At 65.9% G+C, this 16,145-nt stretch carries 17 protein-coding genes; 9 read left to right on the top strand and 8 right to left on the bottom strand.

The genetic code is table 11. The features are described 5' to 3' along the window. Positions 1-492 carry an MTB12 family secreted protein gene (locus BST47_RS00690; RefSeq protein ID WP_083123279.1) on the bottom strand — a complete coding sequence of 164 codons (492 nt, stop codon included), beginning with the start codon at positions 490-492 and terminating at the stop codon, positions 1-3. A 146-nt stretch (positions 493-638) separates the two neighbouring features. On the opposite strand from BST47_RS00690, the gene arc reads away from it, so the two are divergent. After that, positions 639-2,471 (top strand): proteasome ATPase, encoded by a 1,833-nt coding sequence (gene arc, locus BST47_RS00685; RefSeq protein WP_083123278.1) that lies wholly within the window; start codon positions 639-641, stop codon positions 2,469-2,471. A 30-nt stretch (positions 2,472-2,501) separates the two neighbouring features. Here arc and BST47_RS00680 read toward each other — a convergent pair whose 3' ends face one another. Continuing rightward, positions 2,502-2,786, bottom strand: a complete 285-nt coding sequence (locus BST47_RS00680) for a DUF732 domain-containing protein (RefSeq protein WP_083123277.1) — start codon at positions 2,784-2,786, stop codon at positions 2,502-2,504. Positions 2,787-2,985: 199 nt separating this feature from the next. Between BST47_RS00680 and BST47_RS00675 the strand changes: the two genes are divergently transcribed. Further along, on the top strand, positions 2,986-3,618 hold the full coding sequence (locus BST47_RS00675) for a hypothetical protein (protein ID WP_083123276.1): 633 nt from the start codon (positions 2,986-2,988) through the stop codon (positions 3,616-3,618). Here BST47_RS00675 and BST47_RS00670 read toward each other — a convergent pair. From BST47_RS00670 to BST47_RS31415, 3 genes are read right to left on the bottom strand one after another with little or no spacing between them, the layout of a single operon-like run. Beyond that, positions 3,615-4,769: a hypothetical protein gene (locus tag BST47_RS00670; protein WP_083123275.1), complete on the bottom strand. Its 1,155-nt coding sequence runs from the start codon at positions 4,767-4,769 to the stop codon at positions 3,615-3,617. The two genes, BST47_RS00675 and BST47_RS00670, sit on opposite strands and share 4 nt — an antisense overlap. 30 nt (positions 4,770-4,799) lie before the next feature. Further along, on the bottom strand, positions 4,800-5,945 hold the full coding sequence (locus BST47_RS00665) for a hypothetical protein (protein WP_083123274.1): 1,146 nt from the start codon (positions 5,943-5,945) through the stop codon (positions 4,800-4,802). Continuing rightward, positions 5,938-6,060, bottom strand: coding sequence for a hypothetical protein (locus BST47_RS31415; RefSeq protein WP_272937622.1), 123 nt, complete (start codon positions 6,058-6,060; stop codon positions 5,938-5,940). The genes BST47_RS00665 and BST47_RS31415 overlap by 8 nt, the downstream gene beginning before the upstream one ends. Positions 6,061-6,099: 39 nt before the next feature. On the opposite strand from BST47_RS31415, the gene dop reads away from it, so the two are divergent. The 4 genes from dop (at position 6,100) to prcA (ending at position 9,516) form a co-directional block, all read left to right on the top strand. After that, positions 6,100-7,596: a pup deamidase/depupylase gene (gene dop / locus BST47_RS00660; protein WP_083123273.1), complete on the top strand. Its 1,497-nt coding sequence runs from the start codon at positions 6,100-6,102 to the stop codon at positions 7,594-7,596. Between the two features lie 104 nt (positions 7,597-7,700). Next, complete coding sequence (locus tag BST47_RS00655) at positions 7,701-7,895, top strand: ubiquitin-like protein Pup (RefSeq protein ID WP_083123272.1); 195 nt, start codon at positions 7,701-7,703, stop codon at positions 7,893-7,895. Then, the gene (gene prcB / locus BST47_RS00650; RefSeq protein ID WP_083123271.1) at positions 7,892-8,788 is read left to right on the top strand and encodes a proteasome subunit beta; all 897 of its coding nucleotides are present in this window, start codon (positions 7,892-7,894) and stop codon (positions 8,786-8,788) included. Before BST47_RS00655 ends, prcB begins: the two co-directional genes overlap by 4 nt. Beyond that, complete coding sequence (gene prcA, locus BST47_RS00645; protein ID WP_083123270.1) at positions 8,785-9,516, top strand: proteasome subunit alpha; 732 nt, start codon at positions 8,785-8,787, stop codon at positions 9,514-9,516. Before prcB ends, prcA begins: the two co-directional genes overlap by 4 nt. A gap of 4 nt (positions 9,517-9,520) precedes the next feature. On the opposite strand, the gene BST47_RS00640 is transcribed toward prcA, so the two are convergent. Together BST47_RS00640 and BST47_RS00635 are read right to left on the bottom strand one after the other, a co-directional pair. Then, positions 9,521-10,405, bottom strand: coding sequence for an alpha/beta fold hydrolase (locus tag BST47_RS00640; RefSeq protein ID WP_083123269.1), 885 nt, complete (start codon positions 10,403-10,405; stop codon positions 9,521-9,523). A gap of 48 nt (positions 10,406-10,453) precedes the next feature. Beyond that, entirely contained in the window at positions 10,454-12,055 is a 1,602-nt protein-coding gene (locus tag BST47_RS00635) for an alpha/beta hydrolase (protein WP_083123268.1), read from the bottom strand. Positions 12,056-12,206: 151 nt separating this feature from the next. Between BST47_RS00635 and pafA the strand changes: the two genes are divergently transcribed. Then, positions 12,207-13,565, top strand: a complete 1,359-nt coding sequence (gene pafA, locus BST47_RS00630) for a Pup--protein ligase (RefSeq protein WP_107528808.1) — start codon at positions 12,207-12,209, stop codon at positions 13,563-13,565. On the opposite strand, the gene BST47_RS00625 is transcribed toward pafA, so the two are convergent. Further along, positions 13,558-14,148, bottom strand: coding sequence for a class I SAM-dependent DNA methyltransferase (locus BST47_RS00625; RefSeq protein WP_083123266.1), 591 nt, complete (start codon positions 14,146-14,148; stop codon positions 13,558-13,560). The two genes, pafA and BST47_RS00625, sit on opposite strands and share 8 nt — an antisense overlap. 22 nt (positions 14,149-14,170) lie before the next feature. Between BST47_RS00625 and BST47_RS00620 the strand changes: the two genes are divergently transcribed. Both BST47_RS00620 and BST47_RS00615 read left to right on the top strand, forming a co-directional pair. Beyond that, on the top strand, positions 14,171-15,175 hold the full coding sequence (locus tag BST47_RS00620; protein ID WP_083123265.1) for a helix-turn-helix transcriptional regulator: 1,005 nt from the start codon (positions 14,171-14,173) through the stop codon (positions 15,173-15,175). Further along, the gene (locus BST47_RS00615) at positions 15,172-16,140 is read left to right on the top strand and encodes a helix-turn-helix transcriptional regulator (RefSeq protein WP_083123264.1); all 969 of its coding nucleotides are present in this window, start codon (positions 15,172-15,174) and stop codon (positions 16,138-16,140) included. Before BST47_RS00620 ends, BST47_RS00615 begins: the two co-directional genes overlap by 4 nt. Positions 16,141-16,145 lie beyond the last annotated feature (5 nt).

The raw sequence follows: 16,145 nt of genomic DNA, 5'->3' as shown, positions 1-16,145 counted from the left end.
CTAGCCGACAGCCGACATCAACGCCATGAGCGACTGCTTGGACATCTGCCAGCCGGTGGGGCTCGGGCCGGGAACGAATGTGATGTTCTGGCTCGCGACGCCACCGTTCGCGGCCGTTGCCGTCACGTCGGCGGTGAAGCCGGGACCGCTCGGGACGATATTGGCCAGGCTGAAGGAAAGTGGGAACTTCCCTTCGGCCTGCGCCTCGCGCAATTTGGTGTCAGCGACGCGGCCTTCGATGCGGCCGATGCCACCCTGGATGTACGGCGCCTTGGACGCAGAGAGACCGGGTGCCCCGAGCGCCTGAAGCGTCGCAAGCAGCGGGCCCTGCACGTCTGGCGCGGGCTGCTGCGGCAGCGGGATGTCCCATACGACCTGCGCCACGCGTGGTGAAGCCATCACATCCGAGGATGCAATGGAAGTCACACCTGCCGCGGCACCGGCGATGACGGCGGCTGCTGCCGCGCCGCTAACGAGGGCTTTCAGGGTCACGTTTGTCCTTTCGATGGGCCCAACTCAGGAATGAGGTTAACAAGTAGCGATGGTGTGTCGAATTGCTAGAGCGCACACAAAGGCTGAATCGCCGGTAGCTTTGAAGTTGTTACTGCACCAACATCCGGTGCGGGGAGGAGCGCAATATGAGCGAGTCCGAGCGTTCTGAAGGATTTGGAACACCCCACGAGTCCGGCATGTCCAGCGATGAGGCAGCCGAACTCGAAGAGCTGCGCCGCGAGGCCGCTCTGCTGCGCGAGCAGCTCGAGAGTGCCGTAGGACCGCAAAGCGGTCTGCGCAGCGCGCGCGATGTGCACCAACTCGAGGCCCGGATCGACTCCCTTGCCGCCCGAAACGCCAAGCTGATGGAAACCCTCAAGGAAGCGCGGCAGCAATTGCTCGCGCTACGTGAGGAAGTTGACCGACTGGGTCAGCCGCCCAGCGGATACGGTGTGTTGCTGTCGGTTCAGGACGACGAGACGGTGGACGTGTTCACCTCGGGCCGCAAGATGCGGCTGACGTGCTCGCCGAACATCGACATCGAGACCCTGAAGCAGGGTCAGACGGTTCGTCTCAACGAGGCGCTGACGGTGGTCGAGGCCGGTCACTTCGAAGCCGTCGGTGAGATCAGCACGCTGCGCGAGATCCTTGCCGACGGGCACCGCGCGCTCGTGGTGGGACATGCGGACGAGGAGCGCATCGTCTGGTTGGCTGAGCCGCTGGTCGCCGCCGAGTTCCTGCCCGACGAGGTCGACACCGAAGACGGTGACGACGACCGTCCGCGCAGGCTGCGGCCGGGTGACTCGTTGCTGGTCGACACCAAAGCCGGGTATGCGTTCGAGCGCATCCCCAAGGCCGAGGTCGAGGATCTGGTCCTCGAAGAGGTCCCCGATGTGAGCTACAACGACATCGGCGGTCTTGGCCGGCAGATCGAGCAGATCCGCGACGCCGTCGAGCTGCCGTTCCTGCACAAGGAGCTCTATCGCGAGTACTCGCTGCGGCCCCCGAAGGGTGTGCTGCTGTACGGCCCTCCGGGCTGCGGCAAGACGCTGATCGCCAAAGCGGTGGCGAACTCGCTGGCGAAGAAGATGGCCGAGGTTCGCGGTGACGATGCCCGCGAGGCGAAGTCGTACTTCCTCAACATCAAGGGCCCCGAGCTGCTGAACAAGTTCGTCGGCGAGACCGAACGTCATATCCGGTTGATCTTCCAGCGGGCTCGGGAAAAAGCGTCCGAGGGCACCCCGGTGATCGTGTTCTTCGACGAGATGGACTCGATCTTCCGTACCCGCGGCACCGGTGTGAGCTCCGACGTGGAGACAACCGTTGTTCCGCAGCTGCTATCGGAGATCGATGGTGTCGAGGGTCTGGAGAACGTGATCGTCATCGGTGCCTCCAACCGCGAGGACATGATCGATCCCGCGATCCTGCGGCCCGGCCGTCTGGATGTGAAGATCAAGATCGAGCGCCCGGACGCCGAAGCGGCGCAGGACATCTTCTCGAAGTATCTGGTCGAGGAACTTCCCGTGCACGCCGACGACCTCGCCGAGTTCGGTGGCGACCGAGCGGCGTGCCTGAAGGCGATGATCGAGAAGGTCGTCGACCGGATGTACGCCGAGATCGACGACAACCGGTTCCTCGAAGTCACCTACGCCAACGGTGACAAGGAAGTCATGTACTTCAAGGACTTCAACTCCGGCGCCATGATCCAGAACGTTGTCGACCGCGCGAAGAAGAACGCGATCAAGTCGGTGCTGGAGACGGGGCAGCCTGGTCTCCGCATACAGCATCTGCTCGACTCGATCGTCGACGAATTCGCCGAGAACGAAGACCTGCCCAACACCACCAATCCTGATGACTGGGCCCGGATTTCGGGCAAGAAGGGCGAGCGGATCGTTTACATCCGCACGCTGGTCACCGGCAAGTCGTCGAGCGCTTCACGCGCGATCGACACCGAGTCGAATCTGGGCCAGTACCTGTAACTGCACTGGCCCAGATCGAAACGTCTCCGCCTATTCGCAGAGGTTGGCGGCGGCCGCGTCGTAGAGCACCTGTGCGTGCTCGGCGGTGATGTCGTTGCTGGTGTTCGTGTAGATCGAGACCACCGTGGTGCCCTCCGGGATGCCGGCTGCGATCTCGTTGCACACCGCCTGGCCCATCTGCAGCGCCGCGTCGTTGGGTTCGATGCCGCCCGCCTGGACTGCGTCGTAAAAGGCTGCGTCATCCGCGTAGGCCGGTGCCGCGAGTGCGAGGCCAAGTGCCAGCGCTCCGATTGACGAGACTACGAGCTTCTTCATAGTCGAATTCCCTTCACCCTTTTGTTGCGCAGCGTTTTCCGAGCCCGGGTGTGATCAAGACGATCACTCGGCACGTTGCATTGGCGCAGTTTATGGCGAAATCTTCGTTACCGTCAATTTATTGTGTTGATATCGTCCCTTTATTGCCATAACCGCAGTTGACCTGCGCGGACGCCCGGAACCTGGGTAATTTCGCGGTATGTCTGACGAGGGTGTCACGCTGATAGGCGACGTATTCGGGAAGCGTTACGGCGAGGTGCTACTGGTCCGGGACGCCGATTCGGGACCCGAGGCCACCGTGTACAACACCTTTCCGCTCAACGACTGTCCGGCCGAACTGTGGGACAAGTTGGACGCCACCGCCATCGCGGCGGAAAACGACGCGGTCGCCGCACTTCTCAACGGACCTCGCTATTGGCTGATGAGTAGCATCGGCAAGCGCGATCGAGATCACCTGGAACACAGGAGCTTCGGCGGGCTCGAGATGCTCCGACAAGCGACTGTGAAGCTCTCATCGATGAATCCCGCGCCCTATCAACCGAACCGGGTCAACCGAAAAGCACTGTTCACGTTCGACGCAGGTCGCGAGATCTACGAACTCATCGATCCCGATGGCAGGCGCTGGGTGATGCAGACGTTCAGCCAGACAGTCGACCCCAACTTGGCGCTGGCCGATCTGGCCGGCCTTGCCGGTCGCCTGTCCCTGCCGGACGGCTGGCGCTACGAAGCGCGCACACCCACGTCAACGCTCCGTGTCGACACCACGAACACCGACGCCAGCGTGACGCAGGACGACCTGGCGAACAGTTATTCGCTTCAGGCGCAGTCCTAGCCCGTGTCCATCGCGAGATAGGCGTCGCGGCCTGCCAGGCTCACCGCGACGTCGGAAATCAGCGGGTCGAAGAATCGCTCGCGGTAGATCGGGTCGACACTGGTGCTGACGGTGAAGTACAGGCCCGACAGCACCGCCACAAACAGCGACACGTGCACGATGGTTTGCGCCACCGGCACATGAATACCGAACCACGTTCCTGCGCAGGGCGGTTCGCCGATCGGGCACGACTCCTCGGCTGACCACAGCACCGCGACATCGTCGGGCACCGCGACGATCCCGAGCGCCACGAAGAACACGAACAGGCCCGTGGTGAAGAGCACCACCTGGATCGCCTGTGCCACCACCATCACCGCGACGACGTTGACCTGTTCGGCGAACGACAGCGCGGTGCGCGGGGGCGCGTGACCATCGGGGGTCTCGAGCGGCGTCCCTTCCAGCAGTTTGGCCGGGTCTCCTTGTCCGGCCCGATCTTCACGCAGCGCCTTCACTTCGTCGCGGATGGTCGCCACCATGAACAGGATCGCCACGACGGCGAGGAATCCGATGGTCTGCCAGAGCCTTTCGCGGGTCATCCGGGCCGCCAGCTGCCACAGCTCACCGGTGAAATACACCACCACCGTCAGCATCAGAAGCGGTAGCGCACGGCTCATCAGCGTGCCGAGCGCTCCCACCTGCAACCATGCGAACCTGAATGCCCACAGCGCAATTGAACCGATGCCGATGTAGGTCAGCCAGATCGCAAGCACCGCAACGAAGGCGAATCCGACGATCTCGGCCATGGCGATCCCGGAGAAGCCGCTGTCGGCGAACGGCAGTCCGAGCACGAACAGCGCCATCACGAGCAAGGCAGCCGTCCTGCGGCCCGCCTCGCCACGCGTGGTGCCGGAGCGGTGCAGCACGTAGAGCGCAAACGGGGCGGCGATCAACGCCAAGGTGAGTGCGCCGAGCCGGATCGCGTAGCCGTAGTCGGGGTCGCCATCGGTCAGCTCGGCCAGCGTCATCGTCAGCGCGATCAGCGCGCCGATACCGCTGACCATCGGGGCTGACCGGTCTATCAGCGCGCGCAACCGGACCCGCCGCGTCAAGACCAGTGGCAGCCCGCGATGGAGAAACCATTCGTGGACGCCCCGCATGTCGGACACGCGCATATTGTGCGGGAAACCGAGGCCTGGTAAGGGTCAGCGCGCCGGAACTGCCGCTCGGTAGCGGTTGCGGGCCACCAAGGTGAGCCTGAGTTCGTCGCTCAGCGGGTCGAGGAACTGCTTTCGGTATTCGCCGTCGCCCGCGGATTTTGCGCTGACGTACATGAACGTCAGCGCGCCGAGGAACAACGTGACCTGAATCAGCGACTGGGGCACCGGGATCGTCATCCCGAGGAATGTTCCATCGCTCGACCCCTCGCCCCGCGTCCACGCCGAGAGCACCTCAGGCGACAGCAGGATCAGACCGAGAATCAGGAAGATCAACGCCGTGACGATGGCAACGACGAAGATGTGGGCGAGTTGCGAAACCGCAAGCACGAACATCACATTGAGCCGTTCGGCGCGATTGAGGGTCTGCGCCCCGGACGGATCCGGCATCGCCGAAAACGGAGTCTCGGCCAGTTCCGCACCACGATCGGCAGCAGCATCCGGAGCCTCTATCACCGGCCGGAAACGGTCGATGGTGACGGCCACCACGAAGGCCGCGGCGATCAGCGAGAGGAACGTCAAGGCCAGCCACAACCGGCTGCGCGAGATGCTGGCCGCCATCAGCCACACCGGCGAATTGAAGAACACCAGAAACGTCAGCAGCAACACCGGCAGCGCGCGAATCATCAGCGTGCCCACCGCGGCCAGGTGGGAGAAGGTCTTTCGCGCCGTCCACGACAGAATGGATCCAAGGCCGGTCGCGGTCATCGCCAAGATGGTGGCGACCACCACCGCTTCGAAGATCAGATCTGCCAACACCTTGGGGCTCGGACCGCCGATGATGCCGCCCGCGATCCCGAACACCAGCGCGGCGGTCGCCGCGATGGTGCGGCCCCGCACGGTGGAGATTCTGGACACCAGCCAGCCCACCAGCGACGCAAGGGGCAGTACGAGGACAACCAATCCCAGTACGAACCACTCTGTGCGGGTCGGCCCACCCTCGATGTCGATCGTGTGCTTACCGGTTATCTCGACGACGACGGCGGAATTGACCATGAACACCGCGAATGCCGCCAGCGCCGGCGCCGATCGCGGCCACAGCCGGCGCACCAGCCGTCCTGGGCGCAACACCGCGGGCAGCCCGTGGTCGAGGAACCAGGCATCCGCCGCCCGCCGTTGTCCGACGTCAATCATGGCTGCCGACCTGGACGTAGTTCGGCAGTGCGAGGATCGCAGCGCCGAGCGCCGCCACGAACCGACTTGCGGCCGCGTAGTGCGCAGTGGCGGAGGCGTCCCTGTCAGACGGCACGGTCGCAGGCTACTTCGGACCGTCCCCTAGGCTGGGCAGATGCAACGGATTATCGGAACAGAGGTCGAGTACGGCATCTCGTCGCCGTCCGATCCCACCGCGAATCCGATATTGACCTCCACCCAAGCAGTGCTGGCGTACGCGGCGGCTGCGGGCATCCAGCGGGCCAAACGCACGCGCTGGGACTACGAGGTCGAATCGCCCCTTCGCGATGCCCGCGGATTCGATCTGAGCCGGTCGGCAGGTCCGCCGCCGGTGGTGGACGCCGACGAGGTCGGCGCCGCCAACATGATCCTGACCAACGGCGCCCGGCTGTACGTCGACCACGCACATCCGGAGTACTCCGCGCCGGAGTGCACAGACCCGCTGGACGCGGTGGTCTGGGACAAGGCCGGCGAGCGGGTGATGGAGGCCGCAGCGCGCCACGTCGCGAGCGTGCCGGGGGCCGCCAAGCTGCAGCTTTACAAGAACAACATCGACAACAAGGGCGCCTCCTACGGGTCCCACGAGAACTACCTCATGAGCCGCCAAACGCCGTTCTCGGCGGTGATCGCCGGGTTGACGCCGTTCCTGGTGTCGCGTCAGGTGGTGACGGGATCGGGCCGCGTCGGAATTGGGCCGTCGGGTGACGAGCCGGGCTTCCAGCTGTCACAGCGCTCCGACTACATCGAGGTCGAGGTAGGGCTCGAGACGACGCTCAAGCGCGGCATCATCAACACCCGCGATGAACCGCACGCCGACGCCGACAAATACCGCAGGCTCCACGTCATCATCGGCGACGCCAACCTTTCCGAGACGTCGACCTATCTCAAGCTCGGCACCACCGCGTTGGTGCTGGACCTGATCGAAGAGGGCATGGACCTCACCGATCTGGCCCTGGCCAGGCCCGTGCACGCCGTCCACGTCGTCAGTCGCGATCCGTCGCTGCGGGCCACCGTCGCACTCGCCGACGGCCGTGAGCTGACTGCCCTTGCGCTGCAACGGATCTATCTGGACCGGGTGGCCAAACTGGTCGACAGTCGCGACCCCGACCCGCGCGCCGCGCATGTCGTGGAAACGTGGGCCAACGTGCTCGACCTGTTGGAGCGAGATCCGATGGAGTGCGCGGAGATCCTGGACTGGCCTGCCAAGCTGCGGCTGCTGGAAGGCTTCCGTAACCGGGAGAACCTCGGCTGGTCGGCACCGCGTCTGCACCTGGTCGATCTGCAGTACTCCGACGTCCGGCTGGACAAAGGCCTGTACAACCGGCTCGTCGCACGCGGCTCGATGAAGCGTTTGGTCACCGAACAGCAGGTGATCGACGCCGTGGACAACCCACCAACCGACACGCGGGCGTACTTCCGTGGCGAATGTCTTCGGCGGTTCGGCGCGGACATCGCCGCGGCCAGCTGGGACTCGGTGATCTTCGACCTCGGCGGAGATTCGCTCGTCCGGATTCCCACCCTCGAGCCGCTACGCGGCAGCAAGGCCCACGTCGGTGCCCTGCTCGATTCCGTGGACAGCGCCGTCGAACTGGTGGAACAGCTCACGAACTGAGCCTCGAGGTGGCGCACTATCCACGGCATCCTGTGCGTTGACCGGTAGGGTGGAGTCACGGCGGGCTGCGATAGGCCCGCCGCAGACATACGCAGGAGGCGGCGATGGCGCAGGAGCAGACGAAGCGTGGTGGCGGCGGCGGCGATGACGACGACCCCACCGGTAACGCAGGCGCAGGCCAGGAACGTCGCGAGAAGCTCGCCGAAGAGACCGACGACCTGCTTGACGAGATCGATGACGTGCTGGAAGAGAACGCTGAGGACTTCGTTCGCGCGTACGTCCAGAAGGGTGGCCAGTGACCTGGCCGAACCGCGAACAGCTGACCTTTCCCTCCCCACTCCCAGGCGTGCCGTCCGTTCCCGTAGACCTGTCGTCCTTCTCTGAGCTGCTGCGGCGCCAGGCGCCCGAATTGCTTCCGGTGAACAAGCACAGCGTCGTGCCGACCGATGCGGTTCCGCACGGGACGACGATTGTGGCGCTGAAGTACCCGGGCGGCGTGGTGATGGCAGGTGACCGACGCTCGACGCAGGGCAACATGATCGCGGGCCGCGACGTGCAGAAGGTCTACATCACCGACGACTACACCGCGACGGGCATCGCAGGCACCGCGGCCATCGCGGTGGAATTCGCCCGGCTGTACGCCGTCGAACTCGAGCACTACGAGAAGCTCGAGGGCGTCGCGCTGACGTTCGCCGGCAAGGTGAACCGGTTGGCCACCATGGTCCGGGGCAATCTCGGTGCGGCACTTCAGGGCTTCGTCGCGCTGCCGTTGCTCGCCGGCTACGACCTCGACGACCCCAATCCGGTGGCGGCGGGCCGCATCGTGTCGTTCGACGCGGCGGGCGGATGGAACTTCGAAGACGAGGGTTATCAGTCGGTGGGCTCGGGTTCGATCTTCGCCAAGTCGTCGATGAAGAAGCTCTATGCGCAGGTCTCCGACGCCGACTCCGCACTTCGGGTCGCCGTCGAGGCGCTCTATGACGCTGCCGACGACGACTCCGCGACAGGCGGGCCGGATCTGGTGCGCGGCATCTACCCGACCGCGGTCGTCATCGGCGCGGACGGAGCCGAAGAGGTTCCGGAGGAGCGCATCGCGCAGTTTGCCCGACAGATCATCGAAAGTCGTTCCAGGGCAGACACATTCGGCCCGGATGCGACGCATCGATCCACGGACGCCCGGGGAGAGTCGTGAGCTTTCCGTATTTCATCTCGCCCGAGCAGGCGATGCGCGAGCGGTCGGAGCTCGCGCGTAAAGGCATTTCCCGGGGACGCAGCGTCGTCGTACTGGCGTATGCCGACGGTGTCCTGTTCGTGGCCGAGAACCCGTCGCGCTCACTGCAGAAGGTCAGCGAGCTCTACGACCGGGTCGGCTTCGCGGCCGTCGGTAGATTCAACGAGTTCGACAACCTGCGCCGCGGCGGAATTCAGTACGCCGACACCCGGGGCTACGCGTACGCCCGTCGCGATGTCACCGGACGTCAGCTGGCCAACGTATACGCCCAGACGCTCGGCACGATCTTCACCGAGCAGGCCAAGCCGTACGAAGTCGAGCTCTGCGTGGCCGAGGTGGCACATTTCGGTGAATCGAAAGCGCCTGAGCTCTACCGGATCACGTACGACGGATCGATCGCCGACGAGCCGCATTTCGTGGTCATGGGCGGCACCACCGAACCGATCGCCGAGAAGCTCAACGAGTCTTACACCGAGAACGCCGGGCTGGCGGACGCCGCGAAGATCGCGATCGAGGCGTTGAAGGCCGGCGGCAACGGTGAGCCGCGCACGCTAGCGGCGGCGACGCTCGAGGTGGCCGTCCTGGATGTGAACCGGCCGCGTCGCGCCTTCCGGCGGATCACCGGCTCGGCGCTGGAGGCGCTGCTGCCCGTAGCGGACGCCGGGGAAGGCGAACCGGAGGCGACGTAGTCCGTCACGCGGCGTCGCTCGGGCGCGCCCGGATGAGGACGAGCTCGGCGAACTGCTCGGGACATTCGAGTGGCGTGAAATGCCCGGCGTCGAACGCGACGTGCAGTTCCACCTCGCTGAAGTAGGAGTCGAGGCGGTCGGACCACTCACGTGGGAACAGCGGATCATGCTGGGGCCACAGCACATCGGTGGGCACATGAATCTTTATGGCGCGTTCCGGCGGCAATTCGGTGAGTGACTGGGCGATCATTCCGGCACCGGCGCGGTACCACGCGATCGACGCGGTGAATGCTCCCGGCAGCGCATAATCCGATACCAACCGCTCCAGATCATCCTCGGGGACAACGAAATTCGGTGCGGACCAATGCGACCAGAAGTGCCGAAGGTATTCCCGGACGGCCTCGGGATTGCCATCGATCAGCTGCGCGGCGAGCGGCAGTTGGTGGAACGCCTGATACCAGAACTCGCTCTGCGCCCTGGCGGTCAGCACCCGGTCACCGGCACCGGGCAGTGGGGGAGAGAGCACCAACGCCGACACCAGGTCGGGTTCCATCCGGGCGACGCTCTGGGCGACCCGGCTGCCGACGTCATATCCCGCGAGCACCACCTGGGAAAGCCCGAGTTCTCTGATGAGCCCGATGATGCTGGCCGCCTGCGCGGTGGCGCTGTAGAAATGGCGGACGGCGACGGCGTGCTTGTCGGATCCGCCGAATCCACGCAGGTCGGGGACGATGACATCAGTGGCCCCGGACAGCAGCGGCGCAACCCGTCGATAGTCGTGGCGGTTGCCGGGCCAACCGTGCAGCAACACCACCGGCGGCGCACCCCTGACGCCGAATCGGTCAAATGCGAGCCGGAAACCGTCCACCGGGGCGCTGCGCGACCACATCGGCCCATTCTGGCCGTCGTTCGACGGTAATGGCTGGTTTTGCCACCGTTAACCGGTCATCTGGATTCGCTCACGGTCGCCGGTGATCACCGCCAGGATGTTGCGCCAGGAGTCTGAAGGCGAATTCAACACATCGGAATGTGCGTCGAATCCGGCCATGAGTCGGCCGTCGTCGTAATAGCCTGTCGCCAAACGGATTACGCCCGGCATCTCATCCGGGTCGGCGCCGTGCGGACCACGCGGCAGGCCCTGCACGACCTGGATGAAGTCACCTGGCGCTGTCATCGAGTAGCGCACCACGTCGGGATTGCGGTTGTGCCATTCACTCGGATCCTGAACTCCGACACCTGCGCCCGCGGCCGCGACGTACATCGTCTGGTCGGCGGTCAGGCCCAGCGCTTCGGCGGTGCCCAGGATCGAACCGCCGTAGGAGTGGCCGATATAGGTGACCGGCACGGGCGCCCGGCCCACCGCCTCGGTGTCGACGGTGCGGTCGACGTCCTCGCTGAACGCCACCAGCCGAGGTGCCATGTCCAGCGCGTACCGCGGGCTGGCGGCCTCGACGACACCCGAAACGAGGTTGCCTCGGGGAAACGGTCCACCCAGGTACGTCAGGACCGCCACATCGCCACCGCCGGCCGCGACAAAGCGGCGTGCCGTCGCCGTGTTGGCGGCCGATCCCTCGATCGTCGTGTTCATGCCTGGAACCAGCACCGCGACGCTGCGGGCCGACGTCAGATCGCCGTTGAGCTCGACGAGCGAGGCTCTCGCCGGGTCGAACGCCACGATCTGCCGGTCGACCCGACGCCCGCCGCCTGCCGGATCGTCGGCCTCACCGAGCAGCGTGCGGTAGAAGGCGGCGCGCTGCGGATCGGGTTCGTCGAGGATCGCCTGGGCGATGTTGGTGCGATTCGCCGCGATACGCATCTCCCAGGGCACACCGTCGGTGTTGCCGACCTGGCGCGGGAACTCGGCGACGAGCTTGCTCCGCTGTTCGGGTGTCATGGCCGCGATCTGGGCAGCGATCCGATCCTGAGCCATCACGGGCCAGCCGGCTACCACGTCGCCGGGCGCCGCCCCGGCGGGCATTGTCGCGGCGGGCACCGAAACCGGGGTGGCGAGCGCCTCCTCGATGTCGCGGGCGGCGTCGGCGTCCGCGGCTCCGAGCCGGTCCAGCGCGTCGACCAGCCGCCGGGTCAGCTCTTGAGCCCGGACGAGGAGCAGGTCGTCGGCCACCCCAGCGTGCCCGCCCGACAGTGCGATCAGCAACGACGACGGCGCATCGCGGACGGATACCGTGCCGTCGTCGGAGACCGCGAAGCCCCCGGCCTCGGCGATCCCCACCAGATCCAGTACTGCGGAGCGGGCGATCGCGATCTGCTCAGCAGCGTCATGGGCCGCGATCGCCGCGAGCACCATCGCCCGGGCCAGCGCATCGGAGGCCCGCCCCACCGTGAGGGCTTCATCACGGGCGGCCTCGGCCGCTGAGCCCGTCCACACCTGCTGCGTGCCGATGACCCCCTGGATCATGCCGTCGACACCGGCGTGCACATCGGTCACCGCGGCCTGCCAGCTGGCTGCGGCCTCACGCAACGAGTTCGGTTGCCACGCTTGCGCATCGGACACAGTCGGACGCGTTCGGCCCCCCATGCCTCATGCTGACAGATCGGACCCCAACGGCGCCCGAGTTATCCACAGGGGTGCCGACCCAGGCGCCCCTGCCAAACCAACGACACCGTCAACAGCTTTGTTCGGCGCGGCAGCCCTCCGCGTCCGACCAGCAACCAGTAGTCTCGAACAGGTGCAGCGACGAATCATGGGCATCGAGACCGAGTTCGGTGTCACCTGCACGTTCCACGGCCATCGTCGGCTCAGCCCCGACGAGGTCGCCCGGTACCTTTTCCGGCGCGTGGTGTCGTGGGGCCGCAGCTCCAACGTATTTCTGCGCAACGGCGCCCGGCTCTATCTCGATGTGGGCTCCCATCCTGAGTACGCCACCGCCGAATGCGACAGCCTCGTACAACTGGTCACCCATGACCGCGCCGGTGAGCGCGTGCTGGAAGACCTGCTGATCGACGCCGAGCAGCGACTTGCCGACGAGGGCATCGGTGGCGACATCTACCTGTTCAAGAACAACACCGACTCGGCGGGCAACTCGTACGGCTGCCACGAGAACTACCTGATCGTGCGTGCCGGCGAGTTCTCCCGCATCTCCGACGTGTTGTTGCCGTTCCTGGTTACCCGCCAGCTGATCTGCGGCGCGGGCAAGGTGCTGCAGACGCCGAAGGCGGCGACCTTCTGCCTGTCCCAGCGTGCCGAGCACATCTGGGAAGGCGTCTCCTCGGCGACGACGCGGTCCCGGCCGATCATCAACACTCGCGACGAACCACACGCCGACGCCGAGAAATACCGGAGACTGCACGTCATCGTCGGCGACTCCAACATGTGCGAGTCGTCCACCATGCTCAAGGTGGGTACGGCGTCGCTGGTGCTCGAGATGATCGAGGCCGGCGTCGCATTCCGCGACTTCTCGCTGGACAACCCCATCCGGGCGATCCGTGAGGTCAGCCACGACCTCACCGGCCGACGGCCCGTCCGGCTGGCGGGTGGCAGGCAGGCCAGCGCGCTCGACATCCAGCGCGAGTACTACGCCCGCGCCGTCGAGTATCTGCAGAGCCGCGAGCCCAACACTCAGATCCAGCAGGTGGTCGACCTGTGGGGTCGGCAGCTGGATGCGGTCGAAAGCCAGGACTTCGCCAAGGTCGACACCGAGATCGACTGGGTCATCAAGCGCAAGCTGTTCCAGCGCTACCAGGACCGCTACAACATGGAGCTGTCCGACCCGAAGATCAGTCAGCTGGACCTCGCCTACCACGACATCAAGCGGGGCAGGGGCGTGTTCGACCTGCTCCAGCGCAAGGGGCTGGCCGCGCGGATCACCACGGACGAGGAAATCGAGGCCGCGGTGAACACCCCGCCCCAGACCACCAGGGCCAAGCTGCGCGGCGAGTTCATCTACGCCGCGCAGGAGGCGGGTCGCGATTTCACCGTCGACTGGGTCCACCTCAAGCTGAACGATCAGGCGCAGCGCACCGTGCTGTGCAAGGACCCGTTCCGTTCGGTCGACGAACGCGTCAAGCGGTTGATCGCCTCTATGTGAGGCGGCGGTGCACCGACACCGCGTAGTCCCCGCCGTGGAACGCGTCGCGATCCCAGGTCGCCCAGCGATCGACCAACTCCAGCCCCGCCGCGGCGCAGGCCGTGTCGTAGTGGTCGAGCGTCAGCCGGCCCGCGGTGAGCTGGAATCCCGCGACGAACAATCCGCCGGGCGCCAGTTGCGATGCGAGCTGGGAGATTACCGTCGCCTCGGTTCCGCGGGCGACGAAGATCATCACGTTGCCCGCCAGCGCGACGACGTCGAACTCCGAGTCCAGATGCGCGCTCGCCTCGCTCAGATCGGCCAGGATCCACCGCAGTTCAGGTGCCTTGGCGCGGGCCGCGGAGAGCATGCGCTCGTCGAGGTCCATGCCGGTCACCGAGAATCCACGAGCCGCCAGCTCGATCGCCACCCGGCCGGTCCCGCATCCCGCGTCGAGGACGCGACTTCCACCCGTCTCGCCGAGCAGCGACTCGATCAGATCGGCTTCGCCGTGGACACTCTGACCTGCGGCGGCCAGCTGACGCCACCGCTCGTCGTAGGCGTCGCCACGGGGTACGTCGGTGTCCTGCCAACGACTGCTCACAACTCACCCTAAGCTCATAGGAGTGGCGATTTCCAAAGTCGAACGGTTGATGAACCTCGTCATCGCCTTGCTGTCGACGCGCACCTTCATCACCGCCGAGCGAATCCGCGAAACGGTGTCCGGCTACTCCGACAGCGCCAGTGACGAGGCGTTCTCCCGCATGTTCGAACGGGACAAGAACGAGCTGCGTGACCTGGGCATCCCGCTCGAGACGGGTCGTGTCTCGCAGTTCGATCCGACCGAGGGATATCGCATCAACCGCGAGGCCTACGCGCTGCCCGCGGTCGAGCTGACCGCGGACGAAGCCGCGGCCGTCGCCGTGGCGACGCAGCTGTGGGAGTCTCCCGAGCTCATCACCGCCACCCAGGGCGCACTGCTCAAGTTGAGGGCCGCGGGGGTCGACGTTGATGCGCCGCACACCGACGTGGCGATCACGTCGACCGCGGCGCTGCCGAGCATGCGAGGTTCGGAGGAAGTGCTGGGAATTCTGTTGTCCGCCATAGATTCTCGACAGACAGTTCAGTTTCCGCACCGGCCGTCGCGCGGCGAGCCCTACGTGACGCGGACCGTCGAACCGTGGGGCGTGATCACCAACAGGGGACGCTGGTACCTGGTCGGGCACGATCGCGACCGTGACGACACCCGCACATTCCGGCTGTCCCGCATCGGAGCCGAGGTGACGACGATCGGCGCGCCGGGGGCGGTGCAACGGCCCGAGGGGACCGATCTACGCCAGATCGTCGAGCGTGCGGTTGGCGAGTTCCCGAGCAGCGGAAAGGCGAGGGTGTGGGTCGCCGACGGCCGCGCGACCGCGCTGCGGCGCAGAGCGACAGTCATCGGTCCCCGCACTTTGAACGGCCGGGCCGGCGAGGAGATCGAGCTGGACATCGGCATGATCGACAGGCTGGCACGAGAGGTCGCGAGTTACGGTCCCGACGCCGTCGCGCTGGAACCCGAGGCGCTGCGCGCCGATGTGGTGGATCGGCTGCGCGCACAGGCACGTCAGACGAACGAGGTGCGGGCATGACCGCGATATCGACGCGGCTGGTGCGGCTGCTGAACATGGTCCCGTACTTCCAGGCCAACCCGAGGATCACCTACACCGAAGCGGCATCCGATCTCGGCGTGAGCGTCAAGCAATTGCGTGACGATCTGAACCAGCTATGGATGTGCGGGCTACCCGGTTACGGTCCCGGAGACCTCATTGATTTCGAATTCTCCGGTGACACAATCGAAGTCACGTTCAGCGCGGGCATCGACCACCCGTTGCGGCTGACATCGCCCGAGGCGACGGGGGTGCTGGTGGCATTGCGTGCGCTGGCCGAAGTGCCGGGCATGGTCGATCCGGAGGCTGCCCGCAGCGCCATCGCGAAGATCGAATCGGCCGCGGGCGTGGTCGGACATGGTGAGGGCACGACGGCGGCGGCGGTCGACGAACCCGCGCCGATCGAAAGTGAGGCCGCCGCCGCGGTACGGGCAGCCGCGCGCGATGGGCGAGCCCTGGCCATCGAGTACTACTCGGCATCGCACGACATGCTTTCGAGCCGCGTCGTCGACCCGATTCGCGTCGTGCTGGTCGCCGATCACAGCTATCTGGAGGCGTGGTGTCGGTCGGCTGAGGGCGTTCGATTGTTCCGCTTCGACCGCATCGTCGACGCGCATGTCCTCGACGAGCCCTCCGCGCCGCCCCCACCGGCCGTGCAGGCCGGACCCGACACGTCGCTGTTCGACGCAGACCCGTCGTTGCCCTCGGCCACGCTGCTCATCGATCGTTCGGCATCGTGGATGTTCGACTACTACCCGCTGCGGGAGATCCGTGAGCTGCCCGACGGCGCCTGGGAGGCGGCGATGACCTATGCCTCCGAGGACTGGATGACCCGGTTTGTGCTCGGCTTCGGTTCGGCGGTACGGGTCCTGGAACCCCAGTCGCTGGCCGACCGGGTTCGGGAATCCGCCGCCGCGGCACTCAGCGCCTACGGCGTCGCCGGGTAGACTCG

The organism is Mycolicibacterium tusciae, from assembly GCF_002086795.1.
GTDB lineage: Bacteria > Actinomycetota > Actinomycetes > Mycobacteriales > Mycobacteriaceae > Mycobacterium > Mycobacterium tusciae.
The sequence above is the reverse complement of the archived record's forward strand: the minus strand, read 5'-3'. Positions and strand labels throughout refer to the sequence as shown.

What these genes read in the sequence shown, in the direction of transcription:
- BST47_RS00680 (WP_083123277.1), bottom strand. Translation starts at nt 2,786, where the DNA reads ATGAAGAAGCTCGTAGTCTCGTCAATCGGAGCGCTGGCACTTGGCCTC.
- dop (WP_083123273.1), top strand. Translation starts at nt 6,100, where the DNA reads ATGCAACGGATTATCGGAACAGAGGTCGAGTACGGCATCTCGTCGCCG.
- BST47_RS00665 (WP_083123274.1), bottom strand. Translation starts at nt 5,945, where the DNA reads ATGATTGACGTCGGACAACGGCGGGCGGCGGATGCCTGGTTCCTCGAC.
- arc (WP_083123278.1), top strand. Translation starts at nt 639, where the DNA reads ATGAGCGAGTCCGAGCGTTCTGAAGGATTTGGAACACCCCACGAGTCC.
- BST47_RS00615 (WP_083123264.1), top strand. Translation starts at nt 15,172, where the DNA reads ATGACCGCGATATCGACGCGGCTGGTGCGGCTGCTGAACATGGTCCCG.
- BST47_RS00640 (WP_083123269.1), bottom strand. Translation starts at nt 10,405, where the DNA reads ATGTGGTCGCGCAGCGCCCCGGTGGACGGTTTCCGGCTCGCATTTGAC.
- BST47_RS00670 (WP_083123275.1), bottom strand. Translation starts at nt 4,769, where the DNA reads ATGCGCGTGTCCGACATGCGGGGCGTCCACGAATGGTTTCTCCATCGC.
- BST47_RS00635 (WP_083123268.1), bottom strand. Translation starts at nt 12,055, where the DNA reads ATGGGGGGCCGAACGCGTCCGACTGTGTCCGATGCGCAAGCGTGGCAA.
- BST47_RS00675 (WP_083123276.1), top strand. Translation starts at nt 2,986, where the DNA reads ATGTCTGACGAGGGTGTCACGCTGATAGGCGACGTATTCGGGAAGCGT.
- BST47_RS00655 (WP_083123272.1), top strand. Translation starts at nt 7,701, where the DNA reads ATGGCGCAGGAGCAGACGAAGCGTGGTGGCGGCGGCGGCGATGACGAC.